This window comes from Phocaeicola barnesiae DSM 18169 = JCM 13652 (assembly GCF_000374585.1).
In the GTDB taxonomy this organism is placed as follows: Bacteria; Bacteroidota; Bacteroidia; order Bacteroidales; family Bacteroidaceae; genus Phocaeicola; species Phocaeicola barnesiae.
Window position 1 is genome coordinate 1 of sequence record NZ_KB894667.1, and the last position, 17161, is coordinate 17161.

Genomic DNA, 17161 nt, shown 5'->3' on the forward strand with positions numbered 1-17161 from the left:
CTGACGGGTGTTGCTATTAGAGATCAGGAAACACACCTGCCAGGTGTCGGTTATCGAAATATCCTATACCTACAGGTGTATTTATAAACAAATTAACATCAAAAACAGTGTACCATAATGGAAATAAGAGATAAACTTTTTACAGAAGAACAGTATTTGAAGCAACTGAAAATGTATGATGAAGATATTAGTTATTATGAACAAATGCATCTTTCAGGAAAACATATAGGTTACGATTCTTTGTTCAATTATAGGCTTCGTTATTTACTGGTACAGTATTCTATGGGACAGGATATTGATAATCTGAAAAATAATTATGTGGAAACCATCAAAACGATGCCGAGATTTTGGACGGATAACGGATTTTATATTGAAATGTTGTGGCTTCTGTCAATAGGTATCATGTTGGATTATGAAGATGACCTTATACAGAGTTTAGTGCAACTGATAAAAGACAGAGAAGCAAAAGACTATATTTATGACACCTTGATTAGATACAGATTCCCAGATTGGGAAAGGACTACAAACAAAGTATTATATCCGTCACCCTATCAAGCTGCTATTACTGTTACAGAGTTGGCAGAACAAGATAAGGCAGAAGCTGTGAAACGATTGGAAAAATACCTCAAAAAAGAATGGTATCGAGGTCATTCTGATTTATCTTGGCACGACGACCATAAATATGGTATTAATCATGACGGCTATTGGAGTTTTGAAAGCGGTGCATTGGTCAAGGTCTTGGGGCTGGATGATAGTAGCCTGAAAGGGTTGCCCTACTATCCATACGACATGGTACACTGGAACGATAACATTAAATAAAAAGATAAGGTATGAGTTACTCTGTTTGTGCATATTTGACAGAAGCCGATAGGGTAAAGTCTGTTTACGGAACTTGTGATAATCTGCTGCTTAACCAATTAAAGGCGGCACTGAAGCAGGAACTCGACAGTTTGAACGATTATTTCAGCGATAGGCTGAGTACGAATATGGGTGCTTATGCGGCGTTGGCTGACATAGTGAACGGGAAAATCCGTTATCCCGAAATGGCTTTCCTATACGGATATGTGTATGAAAAGATTTGCAACCATTATGGGACGCAAATCTACTGTGCGGAAAACCTTTGGCAACTGGATAGTCAAAGTACATTCATTCCTATTCCATTGAGCGATGATTTTCCCTATATCATCAGCATACCCGTTTCAGATTTGGAGAGCAAGAGGGCGGAATACAGTTCGCTGCAAGAGGGTAACGGTATCGGTGATTACGATTACGAGCAGGAAATGGACGACTTGAATTTCATTTTCGATGAAGCCATTGAAGTGCAAAAAGACCTTGTTATTATGGTGTATTGATATGGTACACTGGTAGAATAAAATGTGATGTTAATAACGCAGGGTAACGGCAAGCCGTTCCCTGCTGAACCATTAGCTACAAATGAATAAGAGTCATGAAACAGGAAATCATAAACCGAATAAAGCAATTAGGCGGTAATATCGCCAATGTAAAAGGAATGTCTTTACAAGACGACTTGTGTGCCATAACTTTTAATACTGCTTTGTATCAAAAGCCGGAAGATACACCTTGGCTATCTGCCGAAGATACAGAGCCTATAATGGGTTTAGGTAATTGGGTAGATGAAAATATGGAATTGTTCAATTCTGATAAAGAGGCATTTTATAAGAAAATGGTAGATACCTACTATACATTAAATGAAGAACCTCGTGGACAATTTTTTTGGGTAGCAAAACCATTTACTCCATTTCAAAAAGGCACGAAAGATTTTGAAGATTGGAATGATTGGTTTTCAGATGATGATACAGATTTGGACGAAATCATTCAACATTCAAACTGTACTACTCCTGACTTTGTTGGATTGCTTTGTACAGAAAGTTATCCCAATTATCATTACATCTGTTTATCAGACCTTAATCCAGACAATCCAATAGTGTGGAGTACAGACCATGAAGTGTTTTTTACAGAGGTTACTAACGAAGGAACATTGGAAGATTTCCTAAATAAGTTCATGACTAAAGATGAATTTGTTGATATTGTAAAACGGAAAATGGAACAATAAAGAACGTAGCTAACAAGCACCTATACCGCCTAACGGCGGCAAGCTGCATCCCATTAGTTGCAAATTAAAAATCAAATAGAATGGAAAATGTTGATAAAATATGCCCTATTTGCAGAAAACATCCCATAACTCTACCAAACGGAGTATGCTCTGTCTGCTATGATAAAGTGAAAACACAAGCAGATTGGAATACTACCGAATGGGGTAAAATAGAAAATCATGGACTTGATGCAATTATAGTGTTGGCAAAGTATATCTTAGATGAAATAGAAGATGACAACCAACATCAATGGCATCAACGTCGAATATGTTTTATGCAAGATATGGTAGAGCATTTGGATAAACAATATTTTCCTAATGCTACTATCCAACAGATAAATGACTTTGCACACTCGGCTGTTGATTTTTGGAAAGGAAAAATAACCAGTCAAGAAGCAACAGAGCAACTTCAATCCATGCGTAAGGTTCTGCAAAAGGATATTATGAAATTATCTGATTGGGAACCAAAAGATTTTCTGCTTTGGATGATGATGCCGGAAGATGATTTTGATTGGATGTGGGACCAGTGGTTTGAGTGCATTCATGCTTGTATCCCCGACAAGTGTAACGATAAGTTGTGGATAAGAATGTTTCATAAACATTTTCCAAATGAAATCAAAGCATGGGTAGACAATAACGAAGCAACTAACAAAGCGTGATAACGCTTGACAGCGTTCCCCGCTTAGCCATTACAGACAACTTAATACAGAAATATATGGAATATATACCGGATTATCTAAAACCATTCATTATACACAAAGATTATTTTCCTGAGTTGATAGAAGATTCATGGTTTAATAATCCTGTGTATTGGAAAGGTCGGTTAATATCACCACAACATGAAACAAAATTCAGACTTTATTTTTGTGGTGAATTAATTGATAATTACATGGCAAACAAGCAAAATTTCCCTTTGGCAATATATGCGTATTCAGTAAATTCAGGAGAAAAGATTACTCTTTTCGATGAAAGGTATAATGGATATGAAGCATTACTAATAGAGAATAAGAGAGAACTACCATTATCTCATGAAATTCAGTTCGTAGATAAAGATGCTGAAACTGAATTTGAAATTATCATTCTTGGATGCAGTAATACCGATTTTGATGATGAATACCCAGCCACCGAACAAGTACAACTAATCAATGGCGACTGGGTAAACAAAGAGTATCTAAAATGTAATGCTTTTGATTTCATTTCCATACTTATTCGCAATGCCAAAGGTCAGGTATATACGATATTGGAAATGGAATTAAGTTAATAAAATCGTCTGTAACAAGGTCGAGATAACAGCTTAACGCTGTTCCTCACCAAACCATTATCAATAAAAGTGCAAGTGCATGGAAAACTATAAAAAACAAATTCAGTCAATCCGGATGGAATTGGAAGAATTGGATAATGCTTCTGAATATAACGAGGGCAAATATCTTACTTTACAAGATAGTTTGATTTCAATTGTACAACAGACTTTAACTGATAGTACATTGTCACAAGCTGATAAAGAAAATGTGTATTCAGAAGCAAGCAGTTTATTAGGAAGCTATATCGGATGTGTTGAAGATGTAGAAAGATATTTTCTACAAATTGAAGCTCTATATTCAAAAGGCTTAATCACTGCGGAACAACTGGATTTCTTTGATAGCAATATGAATATAGGTCGCTGGAGATAAATATTGATAACAAGCGAATAAACTGCCCTAACGGTCAGCTATTCGCATCCCATTAATGGTAACTTTATGATAGATTATTTTTATTATCGGTTTTATAGATTGTGGCTCCATTCCTCTGTAGCGGAGGGAGCCGTATATTTTGCAATGCTTTTCTTTTCAGTCGCGCTATATGCCAATGTAATAACCGTATGGGGCATATTAATCCAATATGGAATTGTTGAACCCCTGTCCGATACTCAACACTATATCGTTCAGGGTGGTTTGATAGCACTGTTGAGTGGCAGATATTTCTTCAAGAAAAGGTATAAAAGAATTATAGCCAAGTATGAGGACGAGACCCCCGTGCAACGTAAAGCCGGAGCGTGGATACTTGCCATATATATAGTGGCAACCTTTGCTTGCCTTCTCGTAGAAGCATTTTATAGACATGGAAAAATATAAATATACCATTAACGAAGCAGGATAACGGCAAGCCGTTCCCTGCTGAACCATTATCAACTAACTTAAAAAAACAAAATATGAAGTTTGAAGTTTATGACAAAGCCAAATGGCATTATGACTCAAAAGATATGCCTAAAGATTTACCTGCAATAGCAGGTGCAACACACATTGCTTTCTTCGTAAGGTGGTGTGTTGAAAATGATTTAATGTCACGAGAAATCGAAGAAGATTGTGCAGAAGAGCTCCAACAAATTAAAAATAAAGAGTTAGATTGTAGAGATTTTTTCTTTGATGATATGGACGGAGTTCTTACATCAAATGAACTTAATACTAAAGGTAAGCAGTTTGCAGCAGCCTATTATCATTCAGACAAAACCAAATTTGCAAAGAAGTTTGGTTACTATTTAGCTGACTATGATAATTGGGTAAAGAATAAGTTAGGCAGTCAATATAATCCCGACACTTCATATTTTTATGTGGAAAATTCAGAAGAAAACTATAATGAGATAAAAGAAATTTGTAATAAACGCTATTCTGAATTTTTGAAAGGTTGATAACAAGCACCTGTGCCGCCTAACGGCAGCAAGCTGCATCCCATTAGTAGCGAACTGAAAACAAAATAAGAATATGGAAGAAATAATAAAGAAATATGTAGATGAATGTTTGGGCTTTGTGCAAGAGCATAGAGAATACCTTATGTATGTTTCTTCTTATGAAGAACCCATAGAGTCTGAAATGCGGGATTCACTGGATAATGCCATACTTCAAGGAAAATCAGTCAAGATATATGTTACCCAACCGGAACATACAAATTATATGGTGGACATTATTACAGAAAAAGACCATGTATGGAAAGCGATAGATAATCAAATTTCAGACGAGGATATTTCTCAATTAGAGAGTATTTTGAATATTATTCTTCCGCTTTCATATAAGACTTATCTGAAATACAAGCACTTTTATGAAATATTTTGGGATTTAGATGTTTGTCTATATCCAAAGCCTATCTATTCATGGAATAAAATCCTGATTGAAAATAACAAGGAACTGCAAGAGGAAATTCTTGATAAAGGGTATTTTGCGATAGGTCGATATTCTGATTATGGTGTGATAGCTCTTAAATTGACAGACAATGAGAATAAAGAAGGTGAAGTTGTACTCTTTGATTACGAAACACCTGAAAAGGAAGTATTAGCACCTAATTTTGTAGAATTTCTTAATCAGATATTGCAAAATCCCAAACCTGTTCTTCAAGAATTAAAAGGTTGGGAGAAAAAAATGTACAAAATGGAATGACGCTACTAACAAGGAAAGATAACCCCTGAACGGAGTCCCTTTCCAAACCATTACCAACTAAAATATATAAATCATGAATAGAGAAACATTATTTGAAAGTTTTTATACAAAAGCAGAAAAAGCGATTAATAAAATGGGGAAACAAAACATCAAAGATATCTATGCTATTTCCTTTTGGAAAGATAATCTTGAAGACGACCCCCGATGTCCTGTTATTACAATAGGCTATAACACTTTAACTCAAGTGGAAGTAGCAAAAAGGAATGCCAGTAGTTTAATGGAAGCCAAATGGAATTATGCTTTTTGGCTACAAAACGAAGTGGGTACTATTGGTGGTAATGACAAGAATCTCCGTCTGTATTTTAAAGAAGCCAATTTATTCTATACTCAACAAGAGTATTCGAGAGCCGAAAAAAATGGAGAAGAAAATAAGTTGGATGAACAAGACGACCAAATGCAGTCGGTCTTTATGGATATTATCATTTCTGTTATTCAAGAACTTCATAAAAAAGGTGTCATAAAAGAGCAATTAGGTAAAGAAGTTCCTGTCATTGTTCACGAATTGGAATATTACGACTTACCTATTATGTGGACTACAAGAAGTAATCCGAAATCATTGATTGATGAGTTCTTGAAATCTTATAATGATGGATGTTTATAAAAAGTTGGTAACAAGCGAATGAGCTGCCCTAACGGTCTGCTATTCACAACCCATTAGATACAATTATATATGAATATACCTACTGCAATAAAGGAAATACTTGTTCATAACCATTGGGATGAATTTAACTTTCAAATGATGTCGGATTGTTACGCTGATAAGTTGAAACAATCCTATTCAAAGTTTGATTATCCTTTGAATGACGGTATTATAAGCAAGATTGCTCTATTCTATAACATGAAATTAGAACTGAACCAATCTAATATTCTTTATTTTGATGTCAAGAAAATAAAGAAATACAGCCCGGAAGCTATGCAGAAAGTGGCTGTGAAGTTAAAGGTCAATAAGGTTATCTATTTAGCAGACATTCATCCCGGTTATTTGACTGTATGGTTAGATGAACGAGAACAAGTGTGGGCTGATTATGATAATCTTGTTTATTATTATGGCAGTGATATATTCAGTGGTGTTCAAAATATAGTATCGGGCAATATTCTTGAAACCATAAATTAGTATCTAACGACGAAAGATAGCATCAGACGATGTTCCTTTCCAAACCATTATCAAATCCGGCACACCAGATTGCATCATTATTGCTGCCCGCTTCCGTAAGTTTAGTTTGTCCTTTTGTAATATACATCCAAACTGGCTTAAACCTGTTTCCATCGGCAGCGAAGTATGTGCCCGGCGAAAAAGAGAAAGCGGCATTTCCTTTTCCGCCAGTTTTAAGGCTGGTGGCTCCGGTAGTTGGCGGAGGAAATGGCAGGATGCCGACAGCCTTTCTTCCCCTTCCGCCAACTCTTTCGCGACTTTTCCAAACCATTCGGTTTGTTTTTCCGATTCTTTTCGTACCTTTGGGGGCATGGAGGTTAGGATATATGCCCCGTATGGTATTATAAATATTAGCGAAAATTTCAGCAAAGATGAGATACAGAAAAGAGACAATAAGTCATTTCGCACGAAACAATTTGATGCGAGAAGGGAGAAAATACAGGTATTATTTTTTTGATTACCTGTATTATCGGTTATATGTGGTTTATCGAAAACATAATGAAGCTGCACGTCTCAGTGCTTGCCTCTTATTGGGCATGGTTTCTATGATAATATTTTTCTTTTTCAGTATCTTCTTTAACAAAGCACTGACAGATGATTGGTTTTCATTAAAGAACTTCACTCCCATTCAGATACAAAGTATATTTGTGGGTGTAGGTATATTGTGCTTTATCGCATTATTTTTGCGATATACTCGCAAAAGGACTGCCGCTATACTTTTGAAATACAAAGGTAACATGTGGAACAAGATAATCCCAGCATGGATGATATATTGTTCCCCTCTATTGGTGTTCTTGATAGGAATAGGTATATGCAAATTGATTTATAACTAAATATATATGATAAAAAAGATTCAAGTAATATTTCGCTAACAACGCAGGATAACGGGAAAACCGTTCCCTGCTGAACCATTACCGATAACGACTAAAGTTATAGATATGAAGCGTCTACAATTCATAACAATGGTGTGCATACTTTATGTAACCGCAAGTTGTACAACGCAAAAGCCTGTATATAGAGAACGGCTTGAAGAAGCAAAAGGATATGCCCTTTATGCTTGTATCGCACACATGAACAAGTTTGTTGATAGTACGTCAGTTATCAACAAAGATTATTCCGGCGAATATTTTGTTCAATTAAGCAGCTTATCGCCGGAAGAAATCATTACAATTAAGAATTATGTAGATAAAGAATGTATGAATTACTGGAGTGTATCTCAAAATCCAGAAGGTAATATGATTGCATATTCATCATGGAAATTCTATAAGTCCAAAGAATTAGATAACTTTATTCGTAAGACATTAAGAAAAAATACCGGTAACGACGAAAGATAGCATCTGACGATGCTCCTTTCTGTCCATTAATAATAATTGAGCACATGAAAACAGTTATATCATTACTCCTTTTATTGTTGTCCCTAATGCAAAGTTGCGAGTTTGTATATGAACGGCATCTTACAGGGAACTATTATTTGATAGCGGTAGATACCAAAGAAGATATGGATGTGTGTTATCACCGACAAAACGATAATGATGCGCCTTATATGGGAATAACCGGAGCGAGTGTTTACGCAGTGGGATATGACGATGATTTTATTCTGGTCAAGGCATATCGTGCTTTGAAGGACAGCATGGGCATATCCATGCAGCGTTATGACAAGAATACGACAGAATATTACATCATTCCCGTAAATAACACGCAAGAAGCATGGGAAGCGCAAGAAAACAAATTCGGGGCTTTCAGTAAAACGGATTTTGAAGTCAAACGGAAAGAACTGGGAGTGTCGGATGATATAACTTTTAAGGAGCTATAAATGTATTATTAACGAGAAAAGATAACGTCTTACGCCGTTCCTTGTCAAACGACCATTATAAACAGTAATGTAAAATATGAAACAGAAAATATACTATATCAGTATCTTTTTACTCTTTTGGTTTTGTGGAGCGGCTTATCCCCAAAATCACAAAGTGGATATTTTGCAGCAAGACCTTTCGAGCTTGTTTGACAATTCAAACATGATTGGCATATTAGGAGAAGATTGTAGCCGAATTGACATTCATATTACCGAAGTCCGGAAAATGAATAGTAGAGAATATGAGATAAAGGGTGTCAGTCGTACCCGACTATCCGTAATCTGTCCGTTTAGAGGAAAGGTTTGTATAGATAGCATTTCTTCCTGTTCTCAAATGATAAAAAGTGAATATACGGAAGTGGACGGTTTCATATACGGGCATTATTCGTTTGCGGAATACGGAGATAAACGATATAGCGGTACATTCTCCGGTTCATTCAAGCAAGGGTATCGGATGAGCGGACAACAAATAGAGAAAGGACGGAATGAAATAGCAGAACTGAAATTGAACTTATCTGAATATCGGGGCAAGTGGAAATCCGCAAGGGGACTGACAAAAGTCTGTTCTTGGGCAGATGAGATTATACCAGATACTCCTGCAAACTTTTGCCTGTTTAATGATGCAGGCGAATGGGTTGTATCACCGAAATATCGTAAGAATGGTTGGGAAAATCTATATAATGCCTATCACAATGAGCATCTGACAACGGACGAGATACAAAAGGCTCGTGAAGTGGAAGAACAGGAATGGTGGGTAAATAAAAGCCAATCATGTAAAATAAATTGAGTTTATAATAAAGCGTGATAACGCTTACAGCGTTCCCTGTTGAATTATTATCAAATCCAGCACACCGGATTGCATCCCGATTGCTATCCACTCCCGTAAGTTTAGTCCATCCTTTTGTATATACATCCAAACTGGCTTAAACCTGTTTCCATCGGCAGCGAAGTATGTGCCCGGCGAAAAAGAGAAAGCGGCATTTCCTTTTTCGCCAGTTTCAAGGCTGGTGGCTCCGGTGGTTGGCGGGGGAAATGGCAGGATGCCTACAGCCTTTCTTCCCCTTCCGCCAACTCTTTTGCGACTTTTCCAAACCATTCGGTTTGTTTCTCCGATTCTTTTCGTACCTTTGGGGGCATGGAGGTCAGGATATATGTCCCGCATGGCTCGGATTAGTGGAATGTCCGATTCCTGACAGGTGTTGTTATCAATACATTACCAACAATTGTTTTATGAATAAAGAAACAGAAATACTTATAGCAGCCATAACAAAAGCCGCAAGAATGGCTTTCCAAAAGTTGTTTAGCAATGGCGAACATTTTTATTATTGTGCGCTTCTGACGACAGGTGAAGGTTTTGCTCCTGTCATTTCTGCATGGTCGTGGGAAGCATTGGGCAGAGTAATACAATCGAACTCTGAAACATATGCACAAAGTATAAAATGGTCTTATGCAGATTCGCCATATTATGCTTTTGGCTACGACGAATATTTTAGTGATGTAAAACATCTCTTTGAACATCGGGCGAATATTGATAGTTTGAATGATGAAGATTGGGGAAAGGAGCTTGATGTCAGGCTAACTGCTATGGTGAAAGCAATGTCAATCTTGGACAAAGAAGGACTTTTTGCACAAAATCAATCACGCAAGAGTATTTTGATAAATGTAGAATTAATGCCGCCTGATGCTTCAAATGTGCAGAGAGCTTTGGAGCTAAACAACTCTGAAGATATTGAAGAATATCTTCAAGAAGCTGCTGAAAGTGAATAATAAAGTTGGTAACAAAGCGTGATAACGCTTAACAGCGTTCCCCGCTTAGCCATTAGCATCAACATAACTAAAAACAATAAAATATGAAAGCGACTGAAATAATTTTTGACGAAAATCTTGAAATGTATGTGTCATTAAAAGATTTAGGTAATGAGGTTTATATCACATTGTCAGATAGTTTGTTTGCATCAGAAGAAGAACTGACAGATGAATATAAAGAAAAGATTGCCTCATTTGTCAATAACCTGTCAGAATGGTATAGTCTGGCTTGTAGTTCGGTTATAGCATGGGCTAAAGATACCTATAAAATTGAAGCATGTATGCAGGATATTGAATTGACACATATTTTCGTCTTGTTTGAACAGAACGCAGAGGAATTGTTTGGACTGGAATTTAGAGTTGAATTTGATATTGAGCATGGTTGTGGCATTAAGATAAGGATTAATGATGGCAAATATGATATTGTTGAAGTTGGAACGGGAGATGTCGCTTTCTGCTGATAGTTAAATATGATGCTAACAACGCAGGATAACGGACAAGCCGTTTCCCGCTAAACCATTATCGATAATAATAAAAACAAAGAAAGTATGAACGAACGATATGCCAAATGTATTCCATTCGATAAGAATGTAAAAGGCAGGATTGGTGGTAATCCTCCTAAATGTATAGAAGAACAAATCTCCTGCGATTATAAATTCTATGCAACATTAGTACATCCTGAAAAGGAGAATACTATGCTTTCCATCTTGATTCATCAAGACTATAACACTCTTATAGACAATAATATATATCCTTCAATAGCAGTAAAAATAGTAGAGCATGAATTTTCTGAAATTGGTAATTGTGTAGAAAGACGAAACGCTAATTTAAGAATGTGTTCTATTAGTGAATATTCAGAAGATAAGGATAGTGAAAATATACTTGTAAAAATAGGTGGTACCCCTTCTTTGATTCAAGATGAAGAATTCTATTATAAAGAATTAGAGCAACAGGGCTTTTCTTTTTTCTTGTCAATAGACGAGGATGGTTATAATGATGATGTTCTCATTGGCAGTTATCCTTTCGGATATGGAGCATTATACCTGTATAAGCATCATATAACCAATGAAATAATCGCAGGATTTTGGCAATGTTCGTAAAAAATCGGTAACAAGCACCTGTACCGCCTAACGGCGGCAAGCTGCAACCCATTATAAACAATTTGAGATTAACATTATGAACTGGTATATCTATTGGTATTTTACAATCAAGTATTTTTTCTGGGGATTACTTGGATATGGGCGAGCCGGAAATTACATCGGCGGATTGTTTTTCTATTTTCCATTTATCGCATTGATAATGCTGCTGATAGCACCATTTCATTTTATTAATGAGAACAAAATCGTTGTTTATATATGTGTTTCTCTTTTATTTATGTTTATAAATGAAATTGTATTTTGGGAAGACACAAAAAGATACCGAAGGTGGGACAATCACTACAGGAATAACAGCAACAACAAGAAAAGTTGGTTTTTTGTTGCTATTTCTGTAATAGGTACAATAAGCTGGTTTATCCTTCCGTTTCTGCTTAAAGATTATTATATCCATAGATAAATTAAGTTTATAACAAAATCGAGATGGCAACTAAATACATTGTTCTCACATACACAAAAAAACAGCGGAATGAAAGATTTGATGGAGAAATACTATAATATGATTTATTATTGTGCATATAAAATACTATTCTATTTTTTGTACAGACTTATTAATCCCTTTTATTGGCTTGGATTAAAGAAATGGAATAATAATTATATAAATCGTATTATATCAATTAGTAAAAAGATAGAGGCTGATGCGGCAGATAAAGGTATTAATACATGGATTTCAGTCTTGGCTATTATTTCTGTATATCGTATCAGCCTTTGGATAATTGCCGTTATATGTATTATCGGCATTCAGTTTTCAAGAATAAAAACTTTATTGATAACTGTATTAGAATCGGATTTTCTTTTTTTACTACTATGGGTAGTTCTCGGGGTATTAGTATATCGTATCAATAATCATCTCTTGTTCAAGAAGGACAAATACAGAAAGTATTTCAAGCAATTCGACAAAGAGAGAAAATATGTGCAATATTATGGTATCTATGTGATTTCCATAATTATACAGTTTGCAACGTTCTATATATTACTCAAAAGCTTATAAGACAACAATAATATGAATATAGTTCACAGAATATTAGAATACTTGTTTTACAAGATTCAAGTATTGACCCGATATATGGATACCAGTATGTATCTGAATACACATGTGCCATTTATCATGTCCACAATCCTGCTATTCTATTTAGTGGACGTCGCAGTTATATACTATTATATCATAATGGAATATTCACCGCAAAAGAATGCAGCTAATGTGTTTTTGATAGTCCTTGCCATTATGTTATCCTTATGGAGCAGCCTTTATTTTTATTATCGGTATAAACATAGGAATGAGAAGATTATGGAAAGAAAGGTGTATGAACACAGTTCCAATGTATGGGCATATCTTTTCATATTTACTCCTTTTATTGTATTATTAGGACTTGCATTATTCTTTTAATTCCATTGTTCATGTAAGGGTATAAAAACACAATATGCAGATTTTTAAAGGGCGATTCAACAACAAAATACCGCCCTTTGCTGACCATTCAAGAGATTATGAACTTAGGTACTAACAAGGAAAGATAACCTTTGAACGATATTCCTTTCCAAGCCATTAATCAGTATATACGATAAAACATTATGAAGATAGCTGAAATAAAAGTTGGACAACTGATTGCATGGGTAATATACTTACTTATGTTTGCCATTGTCTTGATAGAGCCAAACCAATTAATGAGCATAACTGAAGTTAATGATGGTCCGGGAGCTGCGGCGGACGGATTGATGGCATTGATTGGTTTTGTAGTAATCTGTGTATTGTTCGTATTCCTTGACCTTTCCTTCCACTTGTTTCTGCGTCATAATAAATTCAGATTGTCTGCCATTATGCTATTGCTATTCAATGGTATATATAAAACATGCGAGTATTATTTCATCTATTCAGGATATGAAGGCAGGTATCTAACCGAAAATACATACGAAAGTGTTCCTACGGCAGATGCCTTAGTGTTTTTTGCTGAGATAAACGGCATAATAGTATTGTATCTGGTTACGATGATACTGTTCAGTAAGCTTTTGGGATATTGGAGTCGAAGATAATTTGAAAAATATATTGGATATGGAACACCGGATTACATCATTATTGCTGCCTGCTCCCGAAGCGGGAAAAATCCTTGTGATTATGGTGTATTGAGATAATGGCGGATGCTCTACCCGGAAAAGCCGTCATTAATGACATTTTTTTCGAGTAGGCTTGCCAGACTTGAAGAAAGAAACCTTATCTTTGTAATCGAAAACTCTGTCACTTGGTGACATAAATTTCGATTAGCATGAAGCATATAGAACGAAGAAAATACTTGGATGAACTCGTTTCCTTGCGGAACAACGGTATGATTAAGATTATAACCGGGATGCGCAGGTGTGGCAAGTCGTACTTGCTCTTTGAGATATTTACCTCGTATCTGGAAAGCAACGGCATCGCCCCAGACCATATCATAAAGGTGGATTTGGAAGATTACAGGAACCGTGCCATGAGAAATCCGGACAACCTTTATGCCTATGTGGAAAGCCGCATCACGGACGGAGATATGTATTACATCCTATTGGACGAGGTACAGATGCTCGACCAGTTCGAAGATGTGCTGAACGGCTTCCTTAGAATACGCAATGCGGATATTTATGTAACGGGTAGCAATGCGAAATTCCTGTCCAAAGACATCATTACGGAATTTCGGGGGCGTGGCTTCGAGGTGAAAATGTACCCGTTGAGTTTCAGCGAGTATATGTCCGCCTATTCCGGAACGATACAGGCCGGATTTAACGAATACATGCTGTATGGTGGGCTTCCGCAGATTCTGTCCTATCAAACGGAAGAACAGAAGGTGCGCTTCCTGAAAGCCCTGTTCGATGAAACCTACCTGAAGGACATCAAAGACCGTTACGAGATACGAAAGGATGATGATTTGGAGGAACTCATCAACATCATGGCTTCGGGCATCGGTGCGCTGACCAATCCGAACAAGCTGGCAAATACGTTCCAAAGCGAGAAGAAATCGCCCATATCCAATGATACCGTCAAGAATTACATTGATTACCTCTGCGATTCGTTCCTGATAGAGAAGTCCACCCGCTACGACATCAAGGGGAAACGCTACATCAATTCCCCCTATAAGTATTACTTCATGGACTTGGGGCTGCGCAACGCTCGGATTAACTTCCGCCAGTCGGAGAAAAGCCATCTGATGGAGAACATGGTTTATAACGAACTGCGGATACGTGGCTTCAATGTGGATGTAGGCGTCGTTCCTGTCGTCCGCAGAGGCGAGGACGGGAAACAGCACCGTTCCAGCCTTGAGGTCGATTTTGTTTGCAATCTGGGGAGCAGACGGTATTACATACAGTCGGCCTACCGGATGGAATCCGATGAGAAAATAAGGCAGGAACGGGCTTCCCTGTTGAGAGTGGACGATTCTTTCAAGAAAATTATCGTTATCGGAGAGGAAAGCCCCATAACAAGGGATGAAGCCGGGATTACGACCATCAGCATTTACGACTTCTTGCTTAAGGAAAATTCACTGGAACTTTAAGATGACCCTAATGATTGGCGGAGGAAATGGCAAGATGCCTACAGCCTTTCTTCCCCTTCCGCCAACTCTTTCGCGACTTTTCCAAACCATTCGGTTTGTTTATCCGATTCTTTTCGTACCTTTGGGGGCATGGAGGTTAGGATATATGCCCCGCATGGCGCGGGTTAGTGGAATGTCCAATACTTAATAGGTGTTGTTGTCAATACATTATAAACAATTAGAATTGGAATAGGATGATAATCATTGTATTGCTTCTTATGCTAATTATAGCTTTCTTAGGATGCCTTGCCCGAAAGGATTTAAGACATTCCTTAATGTTTGCATTTCCGATTATCATCATTATTGGAATGTATGTATGGCTATTTACATTGTACCCAGTTCAATGGGGATTAAAAAAATTACCTTTCGTTGAACAAACACGTATAAGAGAAATATCAGCAAGTGATTACAGCAACATAAAATACAAGCACCCCAAACACGATGGTGTGATAGAATTTATAACAGATAAAAAACTTGATGACTGTGAAATTATTTTGGAAGGTGGCTGTAAAAGGAATTTAAGCTACAATGATTTTATGAATAATGACAGTCTTGCTATATTAATCTCTTATGATGTGGTTTTTGTCAAAGAAATGAACGATAAGTTTTTTTATAAAGCACTGTTCATTATGGAACAATCCAATAAGAACATACTATGTGATAGTATCTATTGCAAGGTTTTTATGATACGAATGTTTGCTCCCATTTGTGAAACAAACGAGTTTGCAATACCATACAACAAACTATTTCAAATGGAAAATAGTGTTTATAACGAGGTCGAACCAACAGCTGAACACTGTTCCTCACCAAACCATTAAAGGCATGAGGGTATTATTGGAAACATATTACAATATAAATTATTACTGCACTTATAAGCTGCTGTTTTTCATTTTCGAGAGGTTGCTAAATCCTTTCTATTGGCTAAGTCTCTCGAAATGGAAAAACGGCTATATAAATCGGTGCATTTCGTTTTATAAAAGAAACGAAGCAAGAGGTATTGATGCCTATATCAGCAGTATGGCGACTAACACCCCAATCATCATCAGCTTTTGGATATGCTGCCTTGTCTGCCTTGTCTGCATCAAGATTTTCAAGGTAGAATTATCGAGTATTTTTGAAATCGCTTTTGAAAAATACATAATCATTCTTACTTCATTTCTTGTAGCCATCGGGGTATTCACGTATTATGTCAATAAAATATTCCTGTTCAAGAACGACAAATACGAGAAGTATTTCGCCAAGTTCGAGAAGGAGAAAAAGTATCTGCTCTACTACGGCATCTATGTCGTTTCTCTGATAGTCCAGTTCGCAACTTTCTATCTGTTGCTTATGGAAATAGTGGCATAATGCTTGCCATAAACACAATATTTCCCTACCTTCGTGGGCTAAAAACATAACCCCCTTACGCTTATGATAACAAACCGGGAAGAAGTGCTGGAGAACGCCTTGCGGGTGTTCGCCAAGATGAACTACGAGAAGGCAAGTCTGGTGACTATCGCCAAAGCCTGCGGACTGTCCAAGTGGGGACTGATTTATTACTACTCCTTCAAGCAAGACCTGTTCGTGGCGGGGTGGACAAATACATCTTCGCCACGCAAGACCCTGCCAACAAGTTCAGCTTCCGGGGCGGCACGCTGCTGGAGTTCATCGACCACCACGTGGAGAGCGTGGAAAAGACCATGCGGCGCATCGTGGGCTTGCTCGACGACGGGAACAACCCGCAGGGATGCAGCTACAACTTCTACTACTTCCACCTGCTGATGCAAGTGCGGCAGTATTACCCCGATGCCGGGGCGAAGTTCGCCGCCCTGTTCGAGAAAGACCGGAAGCTGTGGCGCGACATCATCGAGCGGGCAAAGTCGGCGGGCGAAATCCGCGCGGAGGTGGACACGGAGGAAACCGTCGCCATGTTCCGCGAGGTGTTCTACGGCTTGTCTTTCGAGCAGGCTTTCCTCTCCGGGCTGGACACGGGTGAACTCTCCCGCAAGCTCCGCTTCATTTATTCACTGATTAAAGCCTGACCCGTTCAGGCTTTTTTTATGCCCTCCGGCATCCTTTCTCT

23 protein-coding genes and 1 pseudogene are annotated in these 17161 nt (G+C 37.4%); 23 read left to right on the plus strand and 1 reads right to left on the minus strand.

Features of this window, described 5'->3' with window-relative positions; all coding sequences use genetic code 11:
* Positions 1-117 precede the first annotated feature (117 nt).
* The 11 genes from C510_RS0115455 (at position 118) to C510_RS0115505 (ending at position 6694) form a co-directional block, all read left to right on the plus strand.
* Positions 118-819 carry a PoNe immunity protein domain-containing protein gene (locus C510_RS0115455; RefSeq protein ID WP_018712179.1) on the plus strand — a complete coding sequence of 234 codons (702 nt, stop codon included), beginning with the start codon at positions 118-120 and terminating at the stop codon, positions 817-819.
* Positions 820-830: 11 nt separating this feature from the next.
* Positions 831-1352, plus strand: a complete 522-nt coding sequence (locus tag C510_RS0115460) for a DUF7691 family protein (RefSeq protein ID WP_018712180.1) — start codon at positions 831-833, stop codon at positions 1350-1352.
* Between the two features lie 95 nt (positions 1353-1447).
* Positions 1448-2074, plus strand: coding sequence for a hypothetical protein (locus tag C510_RS0115465; protein WP_013619129.1), 627 nt, complete (start codon positions 1448-1450; stop codon positions 2072-2074).
* Positions 2075-2154: 80 nt separating this feature from the next.
* Complete coding sequence (locus tag C510_RS0115470; protein WP_018712181.1) at positions 2155-2772, plus strand: hypothetical protein; 618 nt, start codon at positions 2155-2157, stop codon at positions 2770-2772.
* A gap of 56 nt (positions 2773-2828) precedes the next feature.
* Complete coding sequence (locus C510_RS0115475) at positions 2829-3374, plus strand: hypothetical protein (protein ID WP_013616531.1); 546 nt, start codon at positions 2829-2831, stop codon at positions 3372-3374.
* A 79-nt stretch (positions 3375-3453) separates the two neighbouring features.
* Positions 3454-3783 (plus strand): hypothetical protein, encoded by a 330-nt coding sequence (locus C510_RS0115480; protein ID WP_018712183.1) that lies wholly within the window; start codon positions 3454-3456, stop codon positions 3781-3783.
* Between the two features lie 66 nt (positions 3784-3849).
* Positions 3850-4224, plus strand: a complete 375-nt coding sequence (locus C510_RS0115485; RefSeq protein WP_018712184.1) for a hypothetical protein — start codon at positions 3850-3852, stop codon at positions 4222-4224.
* A 77-nt stretch (positions 4225-4301) separates the two neighbouring features.
* The gene (locus C510_RS0115490; RefSeq protein ID WP_018712185.1) at positions 4302-4778 is read left to right on the plus strand and encodes a DUF7832 domain-containing protein; all 477 of its coding nucleotides are present in this window, start codon (positions 4302-4304) and stop codon (positions 4776-4778) included.
* 73 nt (positions 4779-4851) lie between these two features.
* Positions 4852-5520, plus strand: coding sequence for an SMI1/KNR4 family protein (locus C510_RS0115495; RefSeq protein ID WP_018712186.1), 669 nt, complete (start codon positions 4852-4854; stop codon positions 5518-5520).
* Positions 5521-5593: 73 nt separating this feature from the next.
* Positions 5594-6181, plus strand: a complete 588-nt coding sequence (locus C510_RS0115500; protein WP_025893102.1) for a hypothetical protein — start codon at positions 5594-5596, stop codon at positions 6179-6181.
* 69 nt (positions 6182-6250) lie between these two features.
* Positions 6251-6694: a hypothetical protein gene (locus tag C510_RS0115505; RefSeq protein WP_018712188.1), complete on the plus strand. Its 444-nt coding sequence runs from the start codon at positions 6251-6253 to the stop codon at positions 6692-6694.
* 3 nt (positions 6695-6697) lie between these two features.
* On the opposite strand, the gene C510_RS16745 is transcribed toward C510_RS0115505, so the two are convergent.
* Positions 6698-7045 carry a hypothetical protein gene (locus C510_RS16745; RefSeq protein ID WP_025893099.1) on the minus strand — a complete coding sequence of 116 codons (348 nt, stop codon included), beginning with the start codon at positions 7043-7045 and terminating at the stop codon, positions 6698-6700.
* A gap of 626 nt (positions 7046-7671) precedes the next feature.
* Between C510_RS16745 and C510_RS0115520 the strand changes: the two genes are divergently transcribed.
* The 12 genes and pseudogenes from C510_RS0115520 to C510_RS16750 all read left to right on the plus strand — a co-directional run bounded on the left by C510_RS0115520 (position 7672) and on the right by C510_RS16750 (position 17120).
* Entirely contained in the window at positions 7672-8067 is a 396-nt protein-coding gene (locus C510_RS0115520) for a hypothetical protein (RefSeq protein WP_013619058.1), read from the plus strand.
* 44 nt (positions 8068-8111) lie between these two features.
* A complete protein-coding gene (locus tag C510_RS0115525; protein ID WP_013619057.1) occupies positions 8112-8546 on the plus strand; it encodes a DUF3997 domain-containing protein in 435 nt (144 codons plus the stop codon).
* Positions 8547-8622: 76 nt separating this feature from the next.
* On the plus strand, positions 8623-9372 hold the full coding sequence (locus tag C510_RS0115530; RefSeq protein ID WP_018712192.1) for a hypothetical protein: 750 nt from the start codon (positions 8623-8625) through the stop codon (positions 9370-9372).
* 443 nt (positions 9373-9815) lie between these two features.
* Entirely contained in the window at positions 9816-10352 is a 537-nt protein-coding gene (locus tag C510_RS0115540; RefSeq protein WP_013619055.1) for a DUF4303 domain-containing protein, read from the plus strand.
* 83 nt (positions 10353-10435) lie between these two features.
* Positions 10436-10852, plus strand: coding sequence for a hypothetical protein (locus tag C510_RS0115545; protein WP_013619054.1), 417 nt, complete (start codon positions 10436-10438; stop codon positions 10850-10852).
* Between the two features lie 87 nt (positions 10853-10939).
* The gene (locus tag C510_RS0115550) at positions 10940-11491 is read left to right on the plus strand and encodes a hypothetical protein (protein ID WP_013619053.1); all 552 of its coding nucleotides are present in this window, start codon (positions 10940-10942) and stop codon (positions 11489-11491) included.
* Between the two features lie 523 nt (positions 11492-12014).
* Positions 12015-12536 carry a hypothetical protein gene (locus tag C510_RS0115560; RefSeq protein ID WP_018712194.1) on the plus strand — a complete coding sequence of 174 codons (522 nt, stop codon included), beginning with the start codon at positions 12015-12017 and terminating at the stop codon, positions 12534-12536.
* Positions 12537-13114: 578 nt separating this feature from the next.
* Positions 13115-13573, plus strand: a complete 459-nt coding sequence (locus C510_RS0115570; RefSeq protein ID WP_013619049.1) for a hypothetical protein — start codon at positions 13115-13117, stop codon at positions 13571-13573.
* Positions 13574-13803: 230 nt separating this feature from the next.
* Positions 13804-15060: an ATP-binding protein gene (locus C510_RS0115575; RefSeq protein ID WP_018712195.1), complete on the plus strand. Its 1257-nt coding sequence runs from the start codon at positions 13804-13806 to the stop codon at positions 15058-15060.
* A gap of 233 nt (positions 15061-15293) precedes the next feature.
* Positions 15294-15917 (plus strand): hypothetical protein, encoded by a 624-nt coding sequence (locus C510_RS0115580; protein WP_018712196.1) that lies wholly within the window; start codon positions 15294-15296, stop codon positions 15915-15917.
* Between the two features lie 4 nt (positions 15918-15921).
* Positions 15922-16446, plus strand: coding sequence for a hypothetical protein (locus tag C510_RS0115585; RefSeq protein ID WP_026320257.1), 525 nt, complete (start codon positions 15922-15924; stop codon positions 16444-16446).
* A 63-nt stretch (positions 16447-16509) separates the two neighbouring features.
* Positions 16510-17120, plus strand: a pseudogene (locus C510_RS16750) (TetR/AcrR family transcriptional regulator).
* Positions 17121-17161: the final 41 nt, after the last annotated feature.